The organism is Pseudomonas sp. GX19020 (genome assembly GCF_023371075.1).
Lineage (GTDB): Bacteria > Pseudomonadota > Alphaproteobacteria > Rhodobacterales > Rhodobacteraceae > Pseudogemmobacter.
The window spans coordinates 443,802-461,769 of record NZ_JAMCCR010000002.1 but is presented as its reverse complement, the minus strand read 5'-3'; the positions used below and the strand labels follow the sequence as shown (position 1 = coordinate 461,769).

The window sequence follows — 17,968 nt, the reverse complement described above, 5'->3', positions numbered from 1 at the left end:
GAGGCCATCTTGGGACCATATCTGCGCCGGACGCTGCGCCATGCCGGCCCCGCAATGGGCTTTACCGGCTGGACCGAAACCCTGCGCGCCACGGCAGGCATGTTTGTCGGCATGGTGGCGCTGATCCTGTTCCTCAGCCCCGACCCTGGCGCCTCGGCCTGGGGGCTGTTCGTCATTGCGCCCTTTGGTGCCAGCGCGGTGCTTTTATTCGCCCTGCCGAACAGCCCGCTGGCACAGCCCTGGTCGGCAGTGGTGGGGAATGCGGTCTCGGCCCTTATCGGCGTGGCGCTGGTTCTGACCATCGAGACGCCGGAGCTGCGGATCGTGCTGGCCCCGGCACTGGCCGTGCTGGCGATGCATCTCAGCCGCGCCCTGCATCCGCCCGGGGGGGCGGTCGCACTGGCGACGGTGCTGGCCCCCCATGCGGCGGCGGAGCTCGGCTTTTTCTATGTGCTGGTGCCGGTCGCGCTTGGCACGCTGGCACTGGTGCCGGTGGCGGCGCTGGCGGCGGCGATGACCGGGCGGCGCTATCCGTTCCGTCAGCCTGCCACCGCCGCCCCCGGCCAGCCCGAGCCGCGCCCGCTTGACCGGCTCGGCGTTTCGCGCGCTGAACTCGCCGGGCTGCTGCAGGAGTTTCACCAGAGCGCCAATATCGGCGTTGAAGACCTCGCCCGGCTGATCTCGGCCGCCGAGCTGCTGGCCGCGCGGCACCAGACCGAAGGCATCACCTGCGGCGAGATCATGTCGCGCAACCTTGTGACCGTTGGCCCTGAGACGCCCCTGACCGAGGTTGGCGCGATCTTTCGCGACCGGGGCTTTACCTCACTGCCGGTGGTGGCGGCGGATGGCAGCTATCTGGGCGTGATCTTCCAGATCCACCTGATCCGGCGCGGCGCCGAAGACGCCCGGCTGAGCGGCACCCGTTTCACTGCAAATCTTGCGCGGTTGCTGGGCGCTGCGGGCGGGCGTACCGTTCGGGCGCGGGAGGTGATGGATCCCCATGTGCCGACCCGCAGCCCCGGCACGCCGGTCCATGATCTGCTGCCGCTGCTGGCCGAGGGGCCGAATGATGCGGTGCCGGTGCTTGAAGGCGCGCGTATCCTGGGCATCGTCACCCGCACTGATCTGATTGCTGCGCTGGCACATCAGCGCAAGGAAGAGGGCTGAGATTTGCATTTCGATCTGGAAAGTACCGCGGCAGGGATCGCTTATAAGCTGCTCGTCGCCACGGTCATGCCGCGTCCCATCGCCTGGGTGGTGACGAAATCCGCCGCCAGCGTGGTGAATATCGCACCTTTCAGTTTTTTCAACGTGATGGGGGATGAGCCGCCCACCGTGGTGCTGGGGATCAGCTTGGGCCGCGACGGCGGGCTGAAACATTCGGCGCAGAACATCCTCGACAGTGGCGAATTCGTGGTGAACCTGGTGCCTTTCGCGCTGGCCGGGGCGATGAACCTGACCTCGATCGACGCGCCCGAAGGCGTGAGCGAGGCAGAGCTGGCCGGGCTGGAAGTGACGCCTTCGGTCAAAGTCGCACCGCCCCGGATAGCCGCGAGCCCCGTGGCGCTGGAATGCCGCCTCCTGCAGCGGGTAGCGACCGGGCCCCGGCAGACGCTGATTGTCGGCGAGGTGCTGTCGATCCATATCGAGGACCGTTTCGTGCTGGATGAGGCGCGCGGCCATGTCGACACGCCCGGGCTTGACCTCGTCGGGCGGTCTTTTGGCGCGGATTATGTACGCACGCGCGATGTGTTTCGACTGGAGCGCCCGTTCTGGCAGGACCGCATCGCCAAAGACCCCGGCTGAGGCACGATTTTCGCTGGCATTTCCTGCCCGCTCAATGCAATAAATTTGTACTAACGTACAGGAGGCCCATCAATGGACCCGGAACTGCGCAGATGTTTTGTCGAAGGCATGAGCCGGGCTGCGACCTTTGTTGCCGTCGCCACCACGGATGGAGAAGGCGGGCGCTTTGGCGTGACGATTTCCTCGCTGACCTCGGTTTCGGCGGATGGCGACCATCCCTCGCTGCTGGCCTGTATCCATCACCGCAGCTCGACCGCGACAGCGATCCTGAAAAACCGCGCCTTTTGCGCCAATCTGCTGCATGAAGGCCAGCACGAGATCGCCAATATCTTTGCCGGCCGCAGCGGTATGGCCGATCATGACGCGCGCTTCGACCAGGTGCCCTGGCAACCGGGCAGCCTTGGCCAGCCGAAAATCGCGGGGGCGACGGCGGTGTTTGAATGCCGCCTTGCCACCGCGCTTTACTGGGAAACCCATCATATCTTTGTCGGCCATGTCACCGGTGTGACCCTGTCGGAAGACCCCGCGACCCTGCTTTACGGCCAGCGCGCCTATCGCCGGGCGGTGGATATCAGCTGATCTGCCGGCCCGGGCCCATCAGCATTCCGGATAGCCGAGGCGGATCAGCTCTGCCCCGCTCACCCGGAGAGGGTTGTCGAGCCTGTAACGCGCCGTTTCCATGAACCAGCTGCGAAGTGGTTCGCGGTAATGCTGCGCCATGATCTGCGACCAATGGTCAAATTCCGGCTTTGGCAGCGGCTTGCCGTAAGAGCTTGGGCCATGAAAGCCAAAGCTCGCGCGGCGGTGGACGCAGATATTGTCGAGCCCGAGATACATCGTGCAGGCCGAATTGCAGGTGCCGCGCAGCTCGACGCGGTCGCCGCTGGCCCGCAGGCGCTGAACCTCGCGTTCCCTGGTCGCGATCAGACCACCCGGGTCGGCCCTCACCACCCTGATCGTGCCGATATGGGTCGGCCGCATCTGCGCCAGGGCCTTTCCCGGACTGAGCGGTGGTATTGCACCGCTGGCTATTGAAAAGCACAGGACAGCAAAGCCCGCCCGCACCCGGGTCGAGACACGTTTCATGACAAACCCCTTTCCACCTTAGCGGCGGGGTCATCTGAGTTTCCGACCCTCACCCGTCGCGAAGATGAGCAAAGCAGAAGCGTGCTTAAGACGAGGTTTTCACAGCTGAGGCCGGAGGCATTCGAGTCATTAAAACAGGATCTTAATTCCCCGGATTTGCCATATTCCGCGCAGGCTATCGGTCTGGATCTGCCGCCCGCACTGGCCCCGATCAGGCATGGGTCAGCGTCGGATCAGGGCGGCAAGCGCGGCCTCGCCCGGAGCACAGGCCGCGATAAGACGCGCCCTCTCAGCGGGGGCAAGCCGGTCCGCGCGAGACGGGCGGTGCTCCGGCCGGGCTCCGGCCTCCCTCAGCCAGCCCGCCGGGGCCGATACGTCCAGATACAAGGCCAGCGCCGCCAGTTCCGCCTCCGGCGCCGCGACCAGTGCCTCATAAGAAAGGTGATGCCAGCGCGCATGTGGCAGGGCCGCAAGCGCGCGCGCGCCCCGGATCATCATGGCCGACCAGAACCGCGCCAGCAGCAGCGGATCGGCGGGCTTATCCAGCATCGGCGTGACCGGCATCGCGACGCTCAGCGCCTGCAGGACCCGCCAGATCCGCCCGCGCCCGTAATGGCTGTCAGGGTCAAGAAGGTCGATGCCAAGGCCCCGCATCCGCTGCCACATCCGCGCGGCCAGCCTGGTGGCGGGATAGTCGCTCATCGAGAGGACAGTTTCCGGGCCGCTCCGCGTCAGAAGGACAAGGCGCGCCTCGGGAAACAGGCGCGCCAGCGTCCGCGTCGCCACCAGCGAGCCGCCCGAACGTTCAACCCAGAGTCGGCGATTGCGGGCCATGGCCATCGCGCCAAACAACTGGCGGTAGTGATCCGCAACGCTTTGCCGGGGAAATGCAGCAACCTCCGCCGCCAGCTGGTCGAAAAGGTCATCGGGCGCGTCCGTCAGATGCGGCAGAGCGACCTGGAGGAGCGGCGGGCAGCGAAACGGGTCATGGCGGTTGCCCTTCTGGCGCCCATAGAGAAACTCACGCGGCGCCCGCAGCGGATTGCCGGCCAGCGCGCCGATCCGGGTCGGCGCCGCGAGGCCACGCCAGAAGCGCCGCGCCGAAAGCGGCCCGGGCGGGAAGGCCCGCGCGCCGGCAGTGGAAAACACCTCCGAGAGGCTGAGCAGTTCGGGATGCAGCCGGATCAGATCCGAAACCAGCGTCGATCCGCAGCGCGCAGAACCAAGGATGAAAGCCCCCGCCATTTTTTAGCCCTTCGGCTTGAGCCGGCTGAGCATCGCATCCAGCACCGAAGCCGCGATCTCGCCGGCGCTTTGTGTGGTCAGGATGTCGAGCCGGCGATCCACCTCCAGCGCCACCGCGCCATGAACCGCGACATAAAGCTGCTCGGTCAGCCGCATGGCACGATTGTCATCCAGATCGGGCGCATGTTCGCGGAGCAGCACGGTCAGCCGCCCCATCAGGCCCCGGACCGCCTCGCCATACCAGGCGGGAAATGTCTCGCGCTGGCGCATGCCGCCGAAAAGTGCGCTCCACAAAGCCGGGTTGCGCCGCATGAAAGAAATATAGCTCTGGCAGATCAGATGCAGCCGCGCTGCAGGGGTGCCTGCCTCGGGGAGCGTTTCAAAGAGCTGTTCAAGCCGGGCAAAGGTCTCGCGGTTCACCTCCATCAGAATATCCGACATCGAGCCGAAGACATTGTAGATCGAGGCTGCCGTATACCCGACCTCACGCGCGATCGCGCGGGCCGAGAGACCCGGGACGCCTTCGCGATCCAGGATCCCGCGTGCAGACTCAAGGATGGCCTGGCGCAGCTCTGCCCGCGGCACACGCTGGGGTCGGCTCATATTCGCCTCCGTAAGGTTTTGCATACTGAACATCGTTCAAAAACTTCTTGACGTAAAGCCCGGCCCAGGTCAAGGATTAATGAACATTGTTCAATAAGGTGCATCATGCAGAGTTCATCCCATCCGGACAGCCCCCAGGCAATGCGGATTCTCGGTACGGGTATGTATCTGCCGAAGCAGCGCCTTGCCTCATCCGCGATTGACCAGCGGTTCTGCTGGGCTGCAGGCACCACCGAACGCCGCTACGGGCTTGCCGCCCGCCATATTGCCGGACCCGAGGAAAGCACATCGATGATGGCGACCGAAGCGGCGCGCCAGGCGCTTGAGGTGGCCGGGATCCGCGCGGGCGATCTCGATCTGATCCTTGGCGCCTGCGGGGTGATGGAACAGGCGATCCCGTCGACCGCGACACTGGTGCAGGCACGGCTTGGGCTGGGGAGATCGGGCATTCCCTCTTACGACGTGAATGCGACCTGTCTGAGTTTCGTGCAGGCGCTGGATCTGGCCGCGATGCGGATTGCCGCCGGACGCGCGCGCCGGGTGCTGGTGTTTTCCGCCGACATCGCCTCGGTCGGGCTGGACTGGTCCGAACCCGATACGGCAGCGATCTTCGGCGATGGCGCGGCGGCGGTGGTTCTGGGCGCAGATGCGGGCGAAGGCGTGCTGGCAAGCCGGTTTGAAACCTATTCCGAAGGCCAGGCTGCCTGCGTGCTTGAGGGCGGCGGCACCCGTTACGGCGGCACCCGCGATCCGGAACTGCTCAACCGGACCAATGTATTTCATATGGATGGGCAGACCGCCTTTCGCATCGCCGCGCGCTACCTGCCGCGTTTCCTCCGGACGCTCATGGACGAGGCCGGTGTCGGTTACAGCGATCTGGCCTGTATCGTGCCGCATCAGGCCTCTGGCCCGGCGCTGGATCATGGGCTGGCGCGGCTGGGCATACCGCCCGAAAAGGTGGTCCGGACCTTCGGGCAGCTGGGCAATCAGATTGCGACCTCGATCCCGACCGCATTGCATCACGCGATCACCTCGGGGCGCCTGCAGCGCGGCGAACTTGCCATGCTGATCGGCACCTCGGCGGGGCTGTCGCTGGGTGGCATGGTGGTGCGCTGCTGATGGCGGTTCTGATCACAGGGGCGACAGGGTGCCTTGGCGGCGGCATCGCGCGCCAGTTGCTGGCCGCAGGTGTCAGGGTCATTGGCCAGGGCCGCGATCTGCGGGCCGGCGCAGAACTGGTGCAGCAGGGCGCGGAATTTCTGCCGCTCGATCTCTGCGATCCGGTGCCGCTTGCGCCGGTTTTGGCCGGCACAGAGACTGTTTTCCACTGTGCCGCCCTGTCTTCGGCCTGGGGACGCGCCCGTGACTTCCAGGCGCTGAATGTCGACGCAACCCGCCGACTGCTGGACGCGGCGCGCGACGCCGGGGTGAAACGGTTCATCTTTGCCTCCTCCCCCAGCATCTATGCCAATGGCACCGACCGGCTGGATCTGACCGAGGACGCGCCCCTGCCCGCACGCTTTGCCACGCATTACGCCCGCACCAAGGCGGAATCCGAGGCATTGGCGCTGTCTTATGACCAGCCCGGCGCGATGCGGGTGGTGGCGTTGCGCCCCCGCGCGATCTATGGGCGCGGCGACCGGGCGCTGATGCCGCGTCTTGTGGCGGCGATGCGGCGCGGGACGCTGCCCCTGATCTCGGGCGGTGCGGCGCTGATTGATGTCACCCATGTCTCGGATGCCGCGCGCGCGATGGTTCTGGCCGCAGATCACGCCCAAAAGGTCGGAGGGCGTGTGTTCAACATCACCTCGGGCGAGAGCTGGCGGTTCGACCGGCTTGCTGATGCAGCTTCGGATCTTTTTGGCCTCACCCCGCGCCGCAGGCACCTGCCCTATGGGCTTGCCATGGCAATCGCCACCGGGTTCGAGGCCATGCATCACCTGTTTCGCCCCGATATTGAGCCGGTGCTGACCCGCCAGGCCGTGGCCTCGCTGGGGCGCAGCCTGACGCTCGACATCTCTGCCGCACGGGCCGATCTGGAATATCGCCCGCAAGTGACCCTTGCCAAAGGGATGCGTGACTATGCTGCCTGAGATCATCCCGTTTCGCGTCGGCTATTGCAGCGCGCCCGCACGATTGTCGCGCCGGGATGCGGGCTGGTGGCCGATCCGCTTTCCCGCCGGTGCCGTGCTTATGCGCCATCCGGGCCTCGGCGATATCCTGTTCGATACCGGCTACGGACCTGCCTTTTTCGAGGCAACCCGCCCCTTTCCGGAACGCTTCTACCGCTGGCTCACGCCGGCGCATCTGGATAGGGACCAGCGCCTGCCCGCGCAGCTCGGCCGCTACGGCGCGCAGATCCGGCAGGTGGTGCTCTCGCATCTTCATGCCGATCATGTCGCGGGGCTGTTCGGGATGGATCCGATCCCGCCCGTCCTCACCTCGCGCAACGCCTGGGCTCATCTGCATCAGGGCAGCCGCCTCGCCACGCTGAAAGCGGGGTGTCCCGAAGGGCTCCGGCGGCGGCTTCAGGCTCTGACACCGCAGTTTTTCGAAGATTTCCCACAGGTCCCGCCCCCGGAGGGCGGCAGCGGCCTGGGATCGTTTCACGACATTTCCGGCACCGGCAGCCTGCTTGCGGTGGCCCTGCCAGGGCATGGGCACGGTCAGTTCGGCCTTTATCTGCCCCAGACCATCAGCGGCCCGGCCTTTCTGATCGCCGATGCCGCGTGGAGCCGCCAGGCGCTGCGCGATGGCTGCCCGCCGCCCGATTACACCCTGCGCCGCCTTGGCGATGCAGCGGCCTATCTCGCCACTTTCTCGGCGCTGGCCGATCTCGCCCGGAACCGGCCCGACATCACCTTCTGGCCGTCCCATTGCCCGGAGGCCTTTGCGTGACCCCCTCGCCCCTCACCGCCTTTCTGGCCGCACGTTACGGACGCGGCTTTCGCTCGCGCGCGGAAATCATCGCCTGGCAGGCCGCCGGGCTGCGCCACCTGCGCGAGCAGATCATGCCGCGCTCGCCCTTTCACGCGCCCTATGCCGCGAGGCGAATTGCGGAATGGCCGATGATGAACAAGGCCCGGCTGATGGAGCATTTTACCCGCATCAATACCTGCGGCATTCATCGCGATCAGGCCCTGGAAATAGCGCTGAAATCCGAAGAGAGCCGCGATTTTTCCCCGATGATCGGCGAGGTGGCGGTGGGGCTTTCCACCGGCACCTCGGGGCAGCGCGGGTTGTTTCTCAGCGATAAACGCGAACGCGCGCTCTGGGCGGCGGTGATGTGCGGCCGGTTCTGGCCCGCGCCACTCCTGTCGCGTCAGCGGATCGCGTTTTTCCTGCGCGCGAATAACGCGCTCTATGAAAGCCTTTCGAACCCGCTGATGCAGTTCCGTTTCTACGATCTTCTGTCTGAGTTTGAGGTGCATCTGCCCCTGCTGAACCACCAGAACCCGACCGTGCTGATCGCCCCGGCGCAGATCCTCGGCCTGATCGCAAAGGCGCAGGCGGCGGGGCAGATCCGCATTCGCCCAAAGCGGATCATCTCGGTCGCCGAAGTGCTCTCTCCCGAAGACAGCGCGCTCATCGAGACCGTTTTCGGCCTGCGTCCCGACCAGGCATACCAATGCACCGAAGGTGTTCTGGGCTATACCTGTCGCCACGGGTCGCTGCATCTGAACGAGCGCTATATCCATTTCGACCGCGATGTGATCGACGACGCGACGGGCGCCTTTTGCCCGGTGATCACCGATTTCACCCGGCAGAGCCTGCCGATCCTGCGCTACCGGCTGGATGATGTGCTGATCCCCGACCCGGAGCCCTGCCCCTGCGGCTGTGCGAGCCAGCGGCTGAAACGGATTGAAGGGCGCAGCGATGACATCCTGTGGTGGGCCGGCGCGGATGGCAGGCCGCGCATGGTGCCCTCGGACGCGATCCGCCAGGCAGTGGCGACCCTGCCGGTGCCGGTGCGGGATTACCGGGTAATCGAAGAGGCCGGGCAACTGACAATCTGGCTCGACACCACGGTCGGGGAAATCGCCGGGCCGGCGATGGAACATGCCGTCACCCGCCTCGCCGCCGGCCTTGGCTGCATCCCGCCGGTGATGCAGATCCGCACCGGATTGCCCGCCGATCTGGCCGCCAAACGACGCCGCGTGCTGGTGCGGCGCTGACAGGGTCAGCCAGGATGGGGCTTGCCAGCGCGGGGGCGTGACGGGCAGGCTGGCGTGATGGACAAGCTGCAAGATATACTGAACGAGATCACCGCCACGCTCGCAAGCCGCGAAGAGCGCGGGCATCCCGCCGATTACATCCCGCCGCTGGCCCATGTCAGCCCGAAGCATTTCGGCATCGCGGTCGCGCTGAATGAGGGTGGGCTTTTCACCGCTGGTGAGGCGGATCTGCCTTTCTCCATCCAGTCGATCTCCAAGGTTTTCACCCTGACACTTGCGCTTGGGATGTATGGCGATGCGCTCTGGCGTCGTGTCGGGCGCGAACCTTCGGGAAGCGCCTTCAACTCCATCGTGCTGCTGGAACAGGAAAAGGGCATCCCGCGCAACCCGTTCATCAATCCGGGCGCGCTGGTGGTGGCGGATGCGCTGCTGGCACATGCCCGGGCGCCACGTGAGACGATTGGCGAGATCCTGCGGTTTTTGCGTTTCATCTCGGATGATGACACGATCAGCGCCGATCCGGCGGTGGCGCGCGCCGAAAAGGCGACCGGCTTTCGCAACGCGGCGCTTGCGAATTACCTGCATTCCTGGGGCAATCTGACGAACCCGCCCGACCATGTGCTGGGCGTCTATTTCCACCATTGCGCCGTCACCATGAGCTGCGCGCAACTGGCCCGCGCCGGGGGCTATCTGGCCAATGGGGGCCGCAATCCGGTCACGGGGCGTTCGGTGGTCTCGAATGTGCGCGCGCGGCGGATCAATGCGCTGATGCTGACCTGCGGCCATTATGACGGCTCAGGCGATTTCGCCTACCGCGTTGGATTACCCGGGAAAAGCGGGGTCGGAGGCGGGATCCTCGCGGTGGTGCCCGGGGTGGCGTCGATTGCCGTCTGGTCGCCCGGGCTGAATGCGAATGGCAATTCGCTGTTGGGCACCGAGGCGCTGGAGATGCTGTCGCAGCGGATGGGCTGGTCGGTTTTCTGATCAGCGTGTCAGGTAGTCGCGGATCAGATCGACCTCTTCCGCCGCACCAAAGACCAGGGGCGTGTGTTCGTGATGCGCCAGGGGCAGGCGCGTCAGGATCGTGCTGACGCCATCGGTGGCCTTGCCGCCCGCCTGTTCGATCAGGAAGGCAATCGGAAACGCCTCATAAAGCGTGCGCAAACGCCCGTTTTCATAGCCTTTGCGGCTGTCGGCAGGATAGAGAAACGCGCCGCCCTCGATCAGGATACGATGCAGCTCGCCCGCCGCCGCCGCGAGCCAGCGCATATTGAAATCACGCCCGCGCGGACCGTCGCGGCCGAGTTCCACATCACAGACCCAATCCTGCAGCCCTTGCGCCCAGTGCCGCTGGTTCGAGGCGTTATAGGCAATGGTCGAGGCCTTTGGCTTGAGCATGACATTGGCATGCGTCTGGCGGAAATCATGATCTTTGGGGTCATACCCGAAGATCTGGACGCCATTTCCCAGCGTAAATCCGTAATCCAGCGAATGGCCGATCGATGCATAGCCCGCCGCGACGATCTCGCTGCCAGGGCGCAGGAAATCCGTGCCTTTGGCCGGGAAGACCGCGAAGAACATCCCCAGCGGCGCCCCGATCCCGATGGAGTTCGAGCCGTCAATCGGGTCCATCGACACATCCCAGAGCCCGTCGGGATTCAGCGTGACGATTTCTTCGGCCTCTTCCGACAATACAAGCCGGACGCCCGCCTCGCGCAGATATGGCAGCACATAATGATGCGCCGCGTCATCCATCGCCTTTTGCTTGTCGCCGCTTTCATTGATGCCGATCACCGCTGCCGGATCGGAATAAAGCCGCCCCGCCGCCAGCCGCGCCGCAATCCCGGGAAGCGCCCCGGCAAAGGCGCGGATCACGGAAACCGGGCCGGATTTGCCGGTCAGGTGATCTTCAAGACGCATCCCGTCAGGCGCGTGATCAGCGGGCAGGATCAGCATCGGCAACTCCGCAAGTAAGATGGGGCGCGAGAGGAGGAGGAGTTCGCGCCCCGACAGGCCCCGTCGGGGATAGCCCCCGGGGGCTTGTTGTTCAATGGGGCTCAGCCGCCCGAAAGCTTCGCGTTGTATTTCGCGCCGACCGCGTCGATGGCATCGACATTGCTGGCGGATTTGCCGGCGGCGTCGAAGTTTTCGGTCTCAGACAGCCAGGCGTCAGCGATGGCTTTTGCCAGTTCAGGCCCGATGACGCGCGCACCCATGGTGATGATCTGGGCGTTGTTCGACAAAGCCGCGCGGGTGGCGGAATAGGTGTCATGGGTCAGTGCTGCGCGGATGCCCGGCACTTTGTTCGCCGCGATGCAGACACCGATACCGGTGCCGCAGACGAGGATCGCGCGGTCATATTTGCCTGCCATGACCTCAGATCCGACGCGATCCGAGAGGTTTGCGTAAAACGCATCCGGGCCCGCATCGGTGCGCGAGATTTCCGAGACCTCGAATTTGCCTTTCAGGTGGTCGGCCAGGATTTTGGCGAGACCTTCACCGGCGCTGTCGCCTGCAATTGCCAGTTTCATTTCCGTTTCCTCACAGTTTAGCGCTGACTTGCGCCATGATAGCCAGATAGCCCTCGACCTCCCAGGCCGAGCGACCGACGAAAAGACCGTCAATATGCGGGCACTGGATCAGTTCCTCGCAATTGCCGGGATTGACCGAGCCGCCATAAAGGCAGGCCACGCGGCGGCCCAGCGCTTCTTCTGCGACCGCGATGATTTCGGCCTGGCGCGCATCGGCATAATCGGCTTTCGCCGGGATGCCGCCGACGCCAATCGCCCAGACCGGCTCGTAAGCCAGCAGGATTTCTGCCTGTTTCTGCGCGGGGCTGAGGCGTTCCAGCGCAGAACGGGTCTGTTTCGCAAGCACCTCGGGCGCGCGGCCCGAATTGCGGTCTTCCAGCGTTTCTCCGATGCAGATCAGCGGCACCAGCCCGTGGCGGATCGCGGATTCGGTTTTCAGCCCGACGCCTTCATCGGTTTCACCAAACATCTCGCGGCGCTCGGAATGACCGAGTTCAACCATGTCGAGACCGGCATCTTTCAGCATCATCGGAGAAATCTCGCCGGTAAAGGCACCCTCGGATTCCCAATGCATATTCTGCGCGCCGACCTTCACCGAAGTGTCCTTCAGCATCTCTTTGATCTCACGCACATAAAGATAGGGCGGAATGATAAAGCGCTGGATGCGCGGGTCGCGATCCGCATCAGATGCGATCAGGCCCTCGGCAAAGCGCTTTGCTGCGGCCCAGTCTTTATGCATCTTCCAATTGGTGCCGATCCAGGTTTTCCCGGTCCAGGTCTCTTGTGCCATTCTCTTTCCTCTTCAGTCCAGCAGCGCGCGCGCTGTCGGCTCATCTGTGATCAGCCCGCTCAGCCGGCCGCTGGCCAGCACGGCCCGGATGGCGTGATGTTTGTCGGCACCGCCCGCGATGGCGACGATGCGGTCGCCCCCGGGCCGGAACCCGACCGAAAGCGTGCGGGCGGTCAGGCTGGTTTCCACCTCGCGCCCGAGCGCGTCAAAGAAATGGCCAAGCATCTCGCCCGCGCCGCCGGTGGCAGTGATCTCCTCGATCTCGCGCGGCTCGATCATGCCCGAGGCCACCAGCCCCGCCCCGGCATCTGCAGTGCCGATCCCCACGAGCTTCAGCCCGGCCCCGGCCGAGAGGTCGAAAATCTCGCGCACGCCCGGCTGCGACAGCAGAACCTCGCGATCGGTGACCGAGCGGGCAAAGAACGGCACCGGCAGCACAAAGGCCATTGCGCCGGTCTTTTCCGCAAGACTGTGCATCACGTCATGCGGATTGGCGGCGTAATTGCGCGTAAGCCCGCCCAAAAGCGAGACAAAGCTGACGCCGGATGCATTGATCCTGGGCAATTGGCGCACGGTCGCCTGCATGGTGCGGCCATGGCCCAGACCGATCACCGGCGTCTCGCCGCGCTCAATCTCGCGCCGCAAAAACCCGGCGCCCGCCATGCCGAGGGCGCGCAGAGGCATCCCCTCTTCGCCCAGATCCGGCGCCACTTCGCAGTAATCCAGCCCGTAGCGGCGCGACAGCTGGTCTTCGAATTCCACGCATTCGACGATGGCGCCGTCAATCGTGACCTTGACCGCGCCCTCAAGCACTGCCCGGGCAATCAGTCGATGGGTCTTGACGGATGCAAGCCCCAGCCGTTTCGCCACCGCAGCCTGGGTCAGTCCGCCTGCGTAATGCAGCCAGGCCGCACGGATTGCGAGGCTTTCTTCGGGATCAATGTCGCGGCGCGGTGCCATATTCGTCCTGTGGTTGCGGCGGGGTCAGATATGCAGGTCCTGCACACCGGTGTCGATATGCGGCGCCCAGAAGGCGATGCTTTCCGCGATCTGCGCAATCACCTGGCGGTCATTCGGCTCACGCTCCTTGAAGCTCAGCTCAAGGCAGATCTCGTTATCCACCGCTCCGCCTTCGCGGAAAGCGGCGAGCAGCGGCTCGGGCTGGATGCGGCCTTTGGCGTTGAAATCGGCGGTGAAAGGCTTGTGGCCCGATTTGTCCATCATCGACTGTTTGATATGGATGATCGGCGAGTATTTCGGCACCGCCCGCGCCCAGGCATAGGGGTCGGTGTCATCGGGGTTCGGGCTGGTGACATCGCCATGGTCGATATCGGCCATCATCCACATCGGCACCGCCATATTCGCAGCCGTCAGCCGGTCCTGCAACGCGATGGCCTCGCGGATCGTCTCGCCGAATTCGCGGCCCACCGACATCGGCTCCCAATAGACATATTTCAGGCCCGCGCCTTTGGCATGTTCCGCGACCTCGGCCCAATGGTCGATGGCGATCTGCGTCAGCTCTTCGCGCCGCGCCTGGTCGTCGAAATCCTTATAGGTGAAGATCGCGAATTGCGTTCCGACCGAGACCCCGCCCAGATCGGCGGTGATATCGGCAAAGGTCTTGAACCAGTCGGTATAATAGCGGCGCACATCCGGGTCCGGGTGGCCAAAGTGATTGAGCCGCCCATAAGGCCCGGTCATGCCGGAGGTCACCCGGACACCGGTCCGCGCCTGGGCCGCCTGCATCTCGCGCGTCAGACGGCGGATCACCGGGGCGGGCCAGGACGGGTTGATGAATTCATGCGTCAGCTGCAGGTCGCGGATCCTCAGATCGCGCGCCACCGTTTCGATCAGGTCCGACGGCTCGGCAAAGCGGTTCACCAGCGGGTTTGTGTTCAGCGAAAGCGTCAGGCTCATGCGTGTTGACCCCCGAAAGATCCGTCGAACCAGGCGGTGAATTCCGCGATCTGTTCCGCGCTCAGATGCAGCTTATGCTTGGTGCGGCGCCAGAGGATATCTTCCGCCTCCATCGCCCATTCTTTCGCGACGAGGTATTTCACCTCTGCCTCATAGAGATCACCGCCGAAATGCCGGCCAAGGCCCTCAACCGAGCCCGCCGCCCCGATCAGATCCTGCATCCGGCTGCCGTAGCGACGCGCGTAATACTGGATCAGCCCGCGCGGCATCCAGGGGAAGGCATCGCGTTGGCTGTTGATAAAGCTTTCGTAATCCGCATTCGGCATCTCGCCGCCCGGCAGTTTTGCGGTGGCGGTCCAGTCCGGCCCCATCTGCGGGAAGATATGTTTCAGCTTGTGCATCCCGCGCTCTGCAAGCTCGCGGAAGGTGGTGATCTTGCCGCCAAATACATTCAGCATCGGCGCGCCGCCGGTCTCGTCGAGATCGAAAACATAGTCGCGCGTCACCGCCGAGGGGTTGCCCTTGCCATCGTCAAACAGCGGACGCACGCCGGAATAGGCGTGAACGACATCCTCGCGGCGCAGCTTTTCCTTGAAATAGCGGTTCACGCATTTCAGCAGATAGTCGATCTCACTCTCATTGATCTCGACATCCTCGGCGCGGCCCTCCCAGGGGATATCGGTGGTGCCGATCAGCGCCATGTTCCCCTCATAGGGGTTGATGAAGATCACCCGCTTGTCGTGGTTCTGCACCAGGTAGGCATTTTGCCCGGCCCACCATTTCGGCACGATGATATGGCTGCCCTTGACCAGCCGCACACCGCGCGTCGATTTGGTATGCGCGACATTCTGGATCACATCGGAAACCCAGGGACCGGCGCAGTTCACGATACACTTCGCGCGGCAAACCTGCTCTGCGCCCTGATGATTGCGGACCGTCACCGTCCAGCCGCCATTCTCACGCACCGCCGAGGTCACCGGCGAGCGGGTCAGGATCGTCGCGCCCTTTTCCGCCGCGCCAAGCGCATTCAGCGCCACCAGCCGCGCGTCATCGACCCAGCAATCGGAATATTCGAAGCCCTTTTTATACTGATCGAGGATCGCAGCCCCCTCCGGGTCACGATGCAGGTTCAGCGTGCGGGTGCCGGGAAGCTTTTTGCGCCCCCCCAGATGGTCGTAAAGGAAGAGGCCCAGCCGGACGAGCCAGGCCGGCCGGTCGGTCGGTGAATGCGGCAGCACGAAGCGCATCGGCCAGATGATATGCGGCGCGGCGTTCAGCAGCACCTCACGCTCGATCAGCGCCTCACGCACCAGACGGAATTCGTAATATTCCAGATAGCGCAGCCCGCCATGCACCAGCTTGCCCGAGCGCGAGGATGTCCCCTGTGCAAGGTCGTCTTTTTCCGCCATCACCACGGAAAGGCCGCGCCCGGCTGCATCCCGCGCCATACCGGCGCCATTGATGCCGCCCCCGATCACAAAGAGGTCAATCATATCGGTCATGTCATTCTCCTGACGGGCGGCGGGCGCGGGACAGCTGATCCCAGACAGGGACCAGAACCTGCCGCGCCGATTGATAGGCGGGGAAGATGCGGGAATAGGCGTCAACTAGGCCCGCATCTGGGGCTTCGGGCGCGCCCAGAAGCGGGATCACCCATTCGTTGACGCAATCATCCATGGATTTATAGGCACCGATGGCAACGGCGGCCATCATCGCGGCCCCGGCGGCTCCGGCCTCATCGCGGGCAGAGACCCGGACAGGTGCATCAACCGAGGCAGAAAAGATCTTGCGCAAAGCACCGGAACGCGCCGCGCCCCCGGTCAGCCGCAGCTCTCCGGGCAGCTTGCCCATCGCGGTGTAGCAGTCACGCATCGCGTGCCCGAGGCCCTCGGTCACTGCGCGCAGGAGATCAGGGAAGCCGTGATATTGCGAAAACCCGGTAAACCCCGCACGGGCCTGGGCATTGACGAAAGGCCCCCGCTCACCGGCCTCGGAAATATAGGGGTGGTAGACGATCTGGCCGGGCTGGCTTTCGGCAAGCCAGGCATCGATGCGCGAGACCAGCTCTTTATGGCTGACCTCATGGCCAAAGGCTTTCAGCGCGTCTCCGGCCAGGCCAAGCGCCCAGTCGACATTCAGGGTCGCCGCCATATTGGTCTGCACCTGGGTCACCACGCCGGGGACCGGCAGGCAGATCACATAGCCGGTGCCCTCATCGTTCAGATGCACATCCTGCCATCTGACCGCCCGCATATGCACCCCGGTCGATCCCACGGTCGAACAGGCGACATCCTCGCCGCCGCCGCCATAGACCCCGGCGCCAAGCGCAGTCATCACCATATCGACATAGCCGAGGCTGACCGGCGTTCCCGCCCTGAGCCCGGTCGCAGCCGCAGCCGCAGCACTCAGCGGATGCGTGACCTCGGTGCCCTCGATGATCGGCGGCAGCAGATGGCGCTGCGCCTCAAGCCCGAGGGCCGCGATCACCGTGTCATCATATTGCCGGTTGCGGTAATTCCCGAAGGTGAAACTCGCCTCTGACGGATCGGTGGCCCGCACACCGGTGAGGTTCAGATAAAGCCAGTCCTTGCAATGCAGCGCGACCTCTGCCGCCTCAAGCAATTCAGGCCTGAAGCTTTGCATATGGGCGATCTGACTGCCCATCTGGCAGGTGTTGAGCCCGGTCCCGGTCGCCTCGAACCGCGCGCGGTTTTCACCACAATGGGCGAGCCGTTCGACCGTCGGCGCCGCGCGGGCATCAAGCCAGAGCCAGGCATCACCGACCGGCCGGTTCCCCGCCCCGGCAAGCCAGGTGCCGTCGCCCTGTCCGGTCACCGCCAGCGCGGCGGTACGGCCCGCCAGCCCGTCGACCAGTTCGCCAAGCTCACGCAAGGCACGGGCGCAATCATCCCAGGTCTGACCCAGGGGCTGCGTCGCCGATCCGTCAGCGGCAGTTGCGTAGCGATTCGGCACCGCAGCCGAGGCCAGTTGCCGCCCCGCGAGATCAAAGGCCACCGCCTTGATCACCGAAGTGCCCGCGTCAATTCCGATCAGAATATCAGTGCCGGCCATGTCCGGACCCTCCCCCAGCCGCCACGACTGCCCTCGCGGCAGTCACGCCAGTGCGGAGCCGGAGGGAGGCCGGAGCGCGATCTCTCTGCCGCCCGATATGAAAACCGATATGCAATCCATCCCTCCCGCCGATCCGGTCGCATCCGCGACCTCCCCCGTTTCGGCTGAAAAATCCAGGTCCGCATTTTACCATGCAGCCCTGCGCGAGGTATATCCCACAATCATACCATAGTGAATGAATTTTTTTACGGACAAAGTAATTTATTTCAGATATTCTTGAGGAAAGAAACCAGCATCCGGACAGGTGTTTTTCCGCCTGCCATCCCGAAAAGGCCGATGACCAGCGCCGGGCCATCATAGCGAATCCAGAGGTGGATCTGCGCCAGATCCTTCTATTAAATCACATTAAATCAATAAATTGCGATTCAATTTCGCTGCTCCTGCAGCACGCCCGGCTGCAACAGCAGCATGTTCGCCGCCAGGGCCCGTACCCACCCCACACCAAAAGGAATCGGCCGGAGCGTCGCGGCCTTCCCGGAAATTTCAAAGCCTGCACCCACCCCATTTCATATCTTACTTGACGGATTAAATATCACTATAATATCACAATGACTGCAAACGAAGGCGAAAGTCCCCTGGCCCAAAGCCAGCGCGTTGAGGAGCGTGACACCCGGGACCGTCGCAAGGTGAGGAGTTAAAGGTATGCAAACGGACGTTCTGGCCTTCGCCGCCGGCGGCCATGC

The 17,968-nt window shown here is 64.3% G+C and carries 18 protein-coding genes; 8 read left to right on the top strand and 10 right to left on the bottom strand.

Translation table 11 applies throughout. The features are described 5' to 3' along the window. Nucleotides 1–9: 9 nt before the first annotated feature. The 3 genes from M3484_RS06780 (at nt 10) to M3484_RS06770 (ending at nt 2,385) form a co-directional block, all read left to right on the top strand. Entirely contained in the window at nt 10–1,167 is a 1,158-nt protein-coding gene (locus tag M3484_RS06780; RefSeq protein WP_249496277.1) for an HPP family protein, read from the top strand. Between the two features lie 3 nt (nt 1,168–1,170). Then, nucleotides 1,171–1,806 carry a flavin reductase family protein gene (locus M3484_RS06775; RefSeq protein WP_249496276.1) on the top strand — a complete coding sequence of 212 codons (636 nt, stop codon included), beginning with the start codon at nt 1,171–1,173 and terminating at the stop codon, nt 1,804–1,806. Nucleotides 1,807–1,878: 72 nt separating this feature from the next. Further along, a complete protein-coding gene (locus M3484_RS06770; RefSeq protein ID WP_092900079.1) occupies nt 1,879–2,385 on the top strand; it encodes a flavin reductase family protein in 507 nt (168 codons plus the stop codon). 18 nt (nt 2,386–2,403) lie between these two features. Here M3484_RS06770 and M3484_RS06765 read toward each other — a convergent pair whose 3' ends face one another. The 3 genes from M3484_RS06765 to M3484_RS06755 form a co-directional block, all read right to left on the bottom strand. Continuing rightward, the gene (locus M3484_RS06765) at nt 2,404–2,892 is read right to left on the bottom strand and encodes a hypothetical protein (protein WP_092900081.1); all 489 of its coding nucleotides are present in this window, start codon (nt 2,890–2,892) and stop codon (nt 2,404–2,406) included. 222 nt (nt 2,893–3,114) lie between these two features. Further along, the gene (locus tag M3484_RS06760; RefSeq protein ID WP_249496275.1) at nt 3,115–4,137 is read right to left on the bottom strand and encodes a sulfotransferase; all 1,023 of its coding nucleotides are present in this window, start codon (nt 4,135–4,137) and stop codon (nt 3,115–3,117) included. 3 nt (nt 4,138–4,140) lie between these two features. After that, nucleotides 4,141–4,740: a TetR/AcrR family transcriptional regulator gene (locus M3484_RS06755; RefSeq protein ID WP_249496274.1), complete on the bottom strand. Its 600-nt coding sequence runs from the start codon at nt 4,738–4,740 to the stop codon at nt 4,141–4,143. A 105-nt stretch (nt 4,741–4,845) separates the two neighbouring features. On the opposite strand from M3484_RS06755, the gene M3484_RS06750 reads away from it, so the two are divergent. The 5 genes from M3484_RS06750 (at nt 4,846) to M3484_RS06730 (ending at nt 9,899) form a co-directional block, all read left to right on the top strand. Continuing rightward, a complete protein-coding gene (locus tag M3484_RS06750) occupies nt 4,846–5,859 on the top strand; it encodes a 3-oxoacyl-[acyl-carrier-protein] synthase III C-terminal domain-containing protein (RefSeq protein WP_249496273.1) in 1,014 nt (337 codons plus the stop codon). Continuing rightward, entirely contained in the window at nt 5,859–6,833 is a 975-nt protein-coding gene (locus M3484_RS06745; RefSeq protein WP_249496272.1) for an NAD-dependent epimerase/dehydratase family protein, read from the top strand. Before M3484_RS06750 ends, M3484_RS06745 begins: the two co-directional genes overlap by 1 nt. Beyond that, a complete protein-coding gene (locus M3484_RS06740) occupies nt 6,823–7,638 on the top strand; it encodes an MBL fold metallo-hydrolase (protein ID WP_249496271.1) in 816 nt (271 codons plus the stop codon). The genes M3484_RS06745 and M3484_RS06740 overlap by 11 nt, the downstream gene beginning before the upstream one ends. Further along, complete coding sequence (locus tag M3484_RS06735; protein ID WP_249496270.1) at nt 7,635–8,915, top strand: F390 synthetase-related protein; 1,281 nt, start codon at nt 7,635–7,637, stop codon at nt 8,913–8,915. The genes M3484_RS06740 and M3484_RS06735 overlap by 4 nt, the downstream gene beginning before the upstream one ends. A 66-nt stretch (nt 8,916–8,981) precedes the next feature. Continuing rightward, complete coding sequence (locus tag M3484_RS06730; RefSeq protein ID WP_502942437.1) at nt 8,982–9,899, top strand: glutaminase; 918 nt, start codon at nt 8,982–8,984, stop codon at nt 9,897–9,899. Here M3484_RS06730 and M3484_RS06725 read toward each other — a convergent pair whose 3' ends face one another. From M3484_RS06725 to M3484_RS06695, 7 genes are all read right to left on the bottom strand, one after another. Further along, nucleotides 9,900–10,871 carry a class 1 fructose-bisphosphatase gene (locus M3484_RS06725; protein ID WP_249496269.1) on the bottom strand — a complete coding sequence of 324 codons (972 nt, stop codon included), beginning with the start codon at nt 10,869–10,871 and terminating at the stop codon, nt 9,900–9,902. Between the two features lie 101 nt (nt 10,872–10,972). Continuing rightward, a complete protein-coding gene (gene derI, locus M3484_RS06720; protein WP_198835368.1) occupies nt 10,973–11,446 on the bottom strand; it encodes a D-erythrulose-4-phosphate isomerase in 474 nt (157 codons plus the stop codon). Nucleotides 11,447–11,456: 10 nt separating this feature from the next. Further along, nucleotides 11,457–12,236 (bottom strand): triose-phosphate isomerase, encoded by a 780-nt coding sequence (locus tag M3484_RS06715; RefSeq protein WP_092900099.1) that lies wholly within the window; start codon nt 12,234–12,236, stop codon nt 11,457–11,459. A gap of 12 nt (nt 12,237–12,248) precedes the next feature. Beyond that, nucleotides 12,249–13,196 carry a sugar-binding transcriptional regulator gene (locus M3484_RS06710; RefSeq protein WP_249496268.1) on the bottom strand — a complete coding sequence of 316 codons (948 nt, stop codon included), beginning with the start codon at nt 13,194–13,196 and terminating at the stop codon, nt 12,249–12,251. 24 nt (nt 13,197–13,220) lie between these two features. Beyond that, a complete protein-coding gene (locus M3484_RS06705; RefSeq protein WP_249496267.1) occupies nt 13,221–14,153 on the bottom strand; it encodes a TIM barrel protein in 933 nt (310 codons plus the stop codon). After that, a complete protein-coding gene (locus M3484_RS06700) occupies nt 14,150–15,655 on the bottom strand; it encodes a glycerol-3-phosphate dehydrogenase (RefSeq protein ID WP_249496266.1) in 1,506 nt (501 codons plus the stop codon). The genes M3484_RS06705 and M3484_RS06700 overlap by 4 nt, the downstream gene beginning before the upstream one ends. A gap of 1 nt (nt 15,656) precedes the next feature. Further along, the gene (locus M3484_RS06695) at nt 15,657–17,225 is read right to left on the bottom strand and encodes an FGGY-family carbohydrate kinase (RefSeq protein ID WP_249496265.1); all 1,569 of its coding nucleotides are present in this window, start codon (nt 17,223–17,225) and stop codon (nt 15,657–15,659) included. Nucleotides 17,226–17,968 lie beyond the last annotated feature (743 nt).

Bases quoted from the DNA above. Each gene is read 5' to 3' on its own strand.
- M3484_RS06750 (WP_249496273.1), top strand. From the start codon at position 4,846: ATGCAGAGTTCATCCCATCCGGACAGCCCCCAGGCAATGCGGATTCTC.
- M3484_RS06740 (WP_249496271.1), top strand. From the start codon at position 6,823: ATGCTGCCTGAGATCATCCCGTTTCGCGTCGGCTATTGCAGCGCGCCC.
- M3484_RS06725 (WP_249496269.1), bottom strand. From the start codon at position 10,871: ATGCTGATCCTGCCCGCTGATCACGCGCCTGACGGGATGCGTCTTGAA.
- M3484_RS06705 (WP_249496267.1), bottom strand. From the start codon at position 14,153: ATGAGCCTGACGCTTTCGCTGAACACAAACCCGCTGGTGAACCGCTTT.
- M3484_RS06710 (WP_249496268.1), bottom strand. From the start codon at position 13,196: ATGGCACCGCGCCGCGACATTGATCCCGAAGAAAGCCTCGCAATCCGT.
- derI (WP_198835368.1), bottom strand. From the start codon at position 11,446: ATGAAACTGGCAATTGCAGGCGACAGCGCCGGTGAAGGTCTCGCCAAA.
- M3484_RS06770 (WP_092900079.1), top strand. From the start codon at position 1,879: ATGGACCCGGAACTGCGCAGATGTTTTGTCGAAGGCATGAGCCGGGCT.
- M3484_RS06765 (WP_092900081.1), bottom strand. From the start codon at position 2,892: ATGAAACGTGTCTCGACCCGGGTGCGGGCGGGCTTTGCTGTCCTGTGC.
- M3484_RS06715 (WP_092900099.1), bottom strand. From the start codon at position 12,236: ATGGCACAAGAGACCTGGACCGGGAAAACCTGGATCGGCACCAATTGG.
- M3484_RS06760 (WP_249496275.1), bottom strand. From the start codon at position 4,137: ATGGCGGGGGCTTTCATCCTTGGTTCTGCGCGCTGCGGATCGACGCTG.
- M3484_RS06695 (WP_249496265.1), bottom strand. From the start codon at position 17,225: ATGGCCGGCACTGATATTCTGATCGGAATTGACGCGGGCACTTCGGTG.
- M3484_RS06700 (WP_249496266.1), bottom strand. From the start codon at position 15,655: ATGACCGATATGATTGACCTCTTTGTGATCGGGGGCGGCATCAATGGC.
- M3484_RS06755 (WP_249496274.1), bottom strand. From the start codon at position 4,740: ATGAGCCGACCCCAGCGTGTGCCGCGGGCAGAGCTGCGCCAGGCCATC.
- M3484_RS06745 (WP_249496272.1), top strand. From the start codon at position 5,859: ATGGCGGTTCTGATCACAGGGGCGACAGGGTGCCTTGGCGGCGGCATC.